Annotated in this window: 4 protein-coding genes; 2 read left to right on the top strand and 2 right to left on the bottom strand. The window is 72.1% G+C overall.

Annotated elements, in window-relative coordinates:
* Positions 1-91 precede the first annotated feature (91 nt).
* Complete coding sequence (locus tag ABTZ99_RS44595; protein WP_498784486.1) at positions 92-1,327, bottom strand: class I SAM-dependent methyltransferase; 1,236 nt, start codon at positions 1,325-1,327, stop codon at positions 92-94.
* Positions 1,328-1,342: 15 nt separating this feature from the next.
* Complete coding sequence (locus tag ABTZ99_RS44590; protein WP_499619215.1) at positions 1,343-2,725, bottom strand: FAD-binding oxidoreductase; 1,383 nt, start codon at positions 2,723-2,725, stop codon at positions 1,343-1,345.
* Positions 2,726-2,813: 88 nt separating this feature from the next.
* Between ABTZ99_RS44590 and ABTZ99_RS44585 the strand changes: the two genes are divergently transcribed.
* Both ABTZ99_RS44585 and ABTZ99_RS44580 read left to right on the top strand, forming a co-directional pair.
* Positions 2,814-4,406, top strand: a complete 1,593-nt coding sequence (locus ABTZ99_RS44585) for an acyl-CoA dehydrogenase family protein (RefSeq protein ID WP_499619213.1) — start codon at positions 2,814-2,816, stop codon at positions 4,404-4,406.
* Positions 4,403-5,158, top strand: a complete 756-nt coding sequence (locus ABTZ99_RS44580; RefSeq protein ID WP_498784426.1) for a crotonase/enoyl-CoA hydratase family protein — start codon at positions 4,403-4,405, stop codon at positions 5,156-5,158. Before ABTZ99_RS44585 ends, ABTZ99_RS44580 begins: the two co-directional genes overlap by 4 nt.
* Positions 5,159-5,272: the final 114 nt, after the last annotated feature.

Raw genomic sequence — 5,272 nt, 5'->3', positions numbered from 1 at the left:
CCCCAACCTGGGGCGCCTGCTCGCCCACGTGCTGTTAGCACGGTGGGTGGGGGGGGGGGGGGGGGGGGGGGGGGCCCCCCCCCCGGCCGCGTCAGCCGAGCCACTCCGGGCGCAGCGGCATGTGCGAGGTGGTGCCGTCCAGCTTCACGCCCAGCACCTGGTGCAGCTGGATGTTGTTGCGCTCGAAGCCCAGCCGGGACGCGGCCAGGTACAGCCGCCACACCCGCGCCCGGCCGAGACCCACCTCGGTCACCGCGTCGTCCCAGTGCTTCTCCAGGTTGTCGCACCACGCCGCCAGCGTCATGGCGTAGTGCTCGCGCAGGTTCTCCTCGTGCCGCACCTCGAACCCGGTGTCGTGCATCAACGACACCAGGTGGCCCGGCCCGACCAGCTCGCCGTCGGGGAACACGTACCGGTTGATGAACCCGCCGGTCCGCGCCGGCTGCCTGTTGTCCGGCCGGGTGATGCAGTGGTTGAGCAGCCGCCCGCCCGGCTTGAGCTTGCCGTACAGCGACCGGAAGTACGCCGGCAGCTTGGCCTTGCCGATGTGCTCGGTCAGGCCGATCGAGCTGACCGCGTCGAACCCGGTCTCCCGCACGTCGCGGTAGTCGAGGTAGCGCACCTCGGCCAGGTCGGACAGCCCGGCCTCCACGATGGCCTTCTGCGCCCACTCCGCCTGGTTGCGCGACAACGTCACGCCGAGCGCCTTCACGCCGTACTCGCGCGCGGCGTGCATGACCATCCCGCCCCAGCCGCAGCCGACGTCCAGCAGCCGCATGCCCGGCTTCAGCCCCAGCTTGCGCGCCACCAGGTCGTGCTTGGCGAACTGCGCCTCCTCCAAGGTGGACCCCGCGGTCGGGTACACGGCGCACGTGTACGCCATGGACGGTCCGAGGACCCACTCGTAGAACGTGTTCGACACGTCGTAGTGGTGGGCGATCGCCTCGCGGTCGCGCGCCTTGGAGTGCCGCAGGCCGCGCAACCGGCGCTCCTGCGGCGGCACCTCGATCCTCGTGCCCAGCCGGGTCCGCCCGAGCGTGGCCAGCAGCTCCACCCGCTCGCCCCACGGCACCTCGCGCAACGAGATCTCGGACAGCTGCTTCAACGCCCCGTACACGTCACCGATGATCTCCAGGTGCCCGGTCACGTACGCGCGCGCCAGACCCAGCTCACCCGGCGCCGACGCCAGGTACGACAACGCCTCCGGTGTGCGCACCTCGATGCTCACACCCGCGTCGGCCGGCCCCGCGTGGCTGCCGTCGTACGCGCTGAACCGCACGGACGCGCCACCTCCGACCGCCCGCTGGAACACCTCCGCCAACCGCATTGGCCCCGGCTCCCTTCACCTACGGAGAACACACTTGGCGTACAAATCGGGCAGCCGGCCCGCCGGGTCGTACCGCTTCTTCAGGTCCTGGTACGTCGGGCCGTTGTAGTTGTCCCAGAACTCCTCCTCGCCGTAGTAGGAGTCGGAGTACAGGGACTTGTGCCCGCCCAGCTCGGTGACCTTGTCCTCGATCAGCCGGTTCCGGCTGCCCAGCTCCTCGTCGGGCCGCAACGGCACCGTCGACCAGAAGCCGACGTTGACGTACAGCACGTCCGGGTCCATCGGGTACAGCGGCCAGACCGTCCGGCTCCCGTCCGACCGGGCCCTCAGCCGCACCGGGCACAGCCACACCGGGCTGATGCCGATCTCCCGGTGGAAGAAGTCCAGGAACTCGGCGAGCCGGTCCACCGGGATCTCCACGTCCTGGATCACCGGCTCCTGCACCGCCTTGCTCAGCCGGTCGGACAGCTTGTGCCGCCGGTCCCACGCGACCACCTTGCGGTACACGTCCGACCGCAGGTACCGCTTGGGCACCAGCCGCCGCACGACCGGGTGCTGCACGCCGAACGCGCGTGAGCACCAGAACCAGTCGGTGTCCCACCGCCACAGGTAGTCGCGCACGGTCAGGTAGTCGACGTCGCGCCGCTGGATGGACCGGTAGTAGATCTGGTTGCCGGTGTAGTCCGAGGTGAACGGCGCGGTGGCGGACCAGTTGGCCAGCGTCACGTACTGCTCGGTGCCGGAGAACACCGTCCCGTCGACGAAGTCGACCGGTTCGCCCTGGTAGGAGCCGTCGGCGCAGACCTCGGCGAGCATCCGGGCGCACTCGCCCGCGTCGGCGAACGGCACGTGCCGCAGCCGCACGTACGGCTTCACCGGCTCCAGCTCGATCTCCAGCCGCAGGGTGTAGCCGAGCGTGCCGTAGGAGTTCGGGAACCCGTGGAAGAGGCCGCCGTGGACATCGTCCCGGGGGTGCGTGGTGACGACCTCGCCGTCGCCCGTCATCACTTCCAGCTCGCGCACGGACTCGTGCGGCAGGCCGTTGCGGAACGAGCTGGACTCGATGCCCAGACCCGCCACGGCGCCGCCCAGCGTGATCGTCTTGAGCTGCGGCACGACCAGCGGCATGAGGCCGTGCGGCAGGGTGGCGTCGACCAGGTGCTCGTAGGTCGTCATGCCCTGGACCTGCGCGGTCCGCGCGGCGGCGTCCACCGACAGGACCCGGTTGAACCGGGCCACGTCGAGGCCGCCGGACTGGTCGGCGCGGAACCGGAAGAGGTTCGACGTGGACTTGGCCAGGCGCACCGGCGCGCCCGCCGGGATCGCCGCGTACTGGCCGCGCAACGCGGCCACGGCCCGCTCGTGGTCGGTCTCCTGCCCCTGCCGGTGATCCGTCACGGCACCGACGTTAGGCCGCCGGAGCTTGATCAGCACCCCCAAATTTCACACCCCTCCAAGTTACCGACGGGTAGTACGCTAGGCGGTTATGACGCACGCCACTCATGAGGTGACCAACCAGGTCCCGCCGCTGGAAGGGCACGACGTCTCCGCCGACCCGACGCTGCTGGACGGCCTGCGGCGCGGCGGCGCGGAGTGGGCCGAACCCGAGGTCCGCGCGCTCGGCGTGCTCGCGGGCACGCCGCACGTCCAGGACCTGGGGCGGCTGGCCAACGCGCACCCGCCCGTGCTGCACACCCACGACCGGTACGGGCACCGGGTCGACGAGGTCGAGTTCCACCCCGCCTGGCACGAGCTCATGGAAACGGCGGTCGCCAACGGCCTGCACGCGGCGCCGTGGCGGGACGAGCGGCCGGGCGCGCACGTCGCCCGCGCGGCCAAGTTCTACGTGTGGAGCCAGGCCGAGGCGGGCCACGGTTGCCCGATCTCGATGACCTACGCGGCCGTGCCCGCGCTGCGCGCGACGCCCGCGCTGGCCGAGCGGTTCGAGCCGCTGCTGGCGTCGCGGGAGTACGACTTCGGCTTGCGCCCGCCGTCGTCCAAGCGGGGCCTCATCGCGGGCATGTCGATGACGGAGAAGCAGGGCGGCTCGGACGTGCGGGCGAACACCACGCGTGCCGTGCCCGTCGGCGACCACTACCTGCTGACCGGGCACAAGTGGTTCACGTCCGCGCCGATGTCGGACCTGTTCCTGACCCTGGCGCAGGCGCCGGGCGGCCTGTCGTGCTTCGTGCTGCCGCGCGTGCTGCCGGACGGGACGCGCAACGCGATGTTCCTGCAGCGGCTCAAGGACAAGCTCGGCAACAAGTCGAACGCCTCGGCGGAGCTGGAGTACGACGGCGCGGTCGGCTGGCTCGTCGGCGAGGAGGGCCGGGGCGTGCGGACCATCATCGAGATGGTCAACATGACCCGGCTGGACTGCGTGCTCGGGTCGGCGTCCGGGATGCGGCTGGGGTTGACGCAGGCCACGCACCACGCGGCGCACCGCAAGGCGTTCGGCGCGTACCTGGTCGACCAGCCCGCGATGCGCAACGTGCTGGCGGACCTGGCGGTGGAGTCGGAGGCGGCGACCACGGTGGCGTTGTGGCTGGCCGGCAACCGGAGCAGGCTGGGGCTCGCGGTGAGCAAGTACTGGGTGTGCAAGCGGGCCCCGGCGCACGCCGCCGAGGCGTTGGAGTGCCTGGGCGGCAACGGGTACATCGAGGACTCGGGGATGCCGCGGCTGTTCCGCGAGTCGCCGCTGATGTCCATCTGGGAGGGTTCGGGGAACGTGGCGGCGTTGGACGCGCTGCGCGCGCTCGGGCGTTCGCCGGAGGCGGTGGCGGAGTTCTTCGGCGAGCTGGACGCGGCGCGCGGGGCCGACCGGCGGTTGGACGCGGCGGTCGACGGGCTGAAGGACGAGCTGACCGACGTGGCCGACCTGGAGGTGCGGGCGCGGCGGCTGGTGGAGCGGATGGCGTTGGCGTTGCAGGGCGCGTTGCTGGTGCGGTACGGGCACCCGGCGGTGGCGGACGCGTTCTGCGCGTCGCGGCTGTCCGGTGACTGGGGCGTGGCGTTCGGCACGCTGCCGCGCGGCGTCGACTTCGGGGCGATCGTGGAGCGGGGGTTGCCGAAGCCGTGAGCGCCGTCCGGGTTGAGCGGTCGGGACCGGTGTTCACCGTCCTGCTGGACCGGCCGGCCGTGCGCAACGCGGTGGACGGGCCGACCGCGCACACGTTGACCGAGGTGTTCCGCGAGTTCGACGAGGACCCGACCGCGTCGGTGGCCGTGCTGCACGGTGAAGGCGGCACGTTCTGCTCGGGGGCCGACCTGAAGGCGTTGGGCACTGCCCGGGGCAACGACCCCGCGTCACCGTCCGGCCCGATGGGTCCGACGCGGTTGCGGCTGTCGAAGCCGGTGATCGCCGCCGTCGCCGGGCACGCGGTGGCGGGTGGCTTGGAGCTGGCCCTGTGGTGCGACCTGCGGGTGGCGGAGGAGGACGCGGTCTTCGGGGTGTTCTGCCGCCGGTGGGGCGTGCCGTTGATCGACGGCGGGACGGTGCGCCTGCCGCGGCTGATCGGCACGTCCCGCGCCATGGACCTGATCCTGACCGGCCGCCCGGTCCCCGCCGACGAGGCGCTGGCCATCGGCCTGGTCAACCGCGTCGTGCCGCCGGGCACGTCCCGTTCGGCGGCGGAGGCCCTGGCCCTGGAGCTGGCCGCGCTCCCCCAGCTGTGCCTGCGCCAGGACCGCCTCTCCGTCCTGGAACAGGAGTCCCTCCCCGAAGCGGACGCCCTGGCCAACGAGCTGGCCCACGGCGAACTCTCGCTGACCGAGGTGGAACAGGGCCTCCGCCGGTTCCACTCGACCCAAGGCCGCCACCACCGCCCCTGACCCGCGTGTCCTACCTCCAGCCCGCGTGTCCGACGCGAACGTCGGACACGCGCAGGCTGGGTCAGGCGGCAGGCGGGCGGCCCCGTTCGCGGGCGATCAGCATCTTCGGCACCG

Source organism: Actinosynnema sp. NPDC002837 (genome assembly GCF_040295345.1).
Lineage (GTDB): Bacteria > Actinomycetota > Actinomycetes > Mycobacteriales > Pseudonocardiaceae > Actinosynnema.
This window is presented reverse-complemented; position numbering and strand designations above follow the sequence as displayed.

What these genes read in the sequence shown, in the direction of transcription:
- ABTZ99_RS44595 (WP_498784486.1), bottom strand. Translation starts at nt 1,327, where the DNA reads ATGCGGTTGGCGGAGGTGTTCCAGCGGGCGGTCGGAGGTGGCGCGTCC.
- ABTZ99_RS44585 (WP_499619213.1), top strand. Translation starts at nt 2,814, where the DNA reads ATGACGCACGCCACTCATGAGGTGACCAACCAGGTCCCGCCGCTGGAA.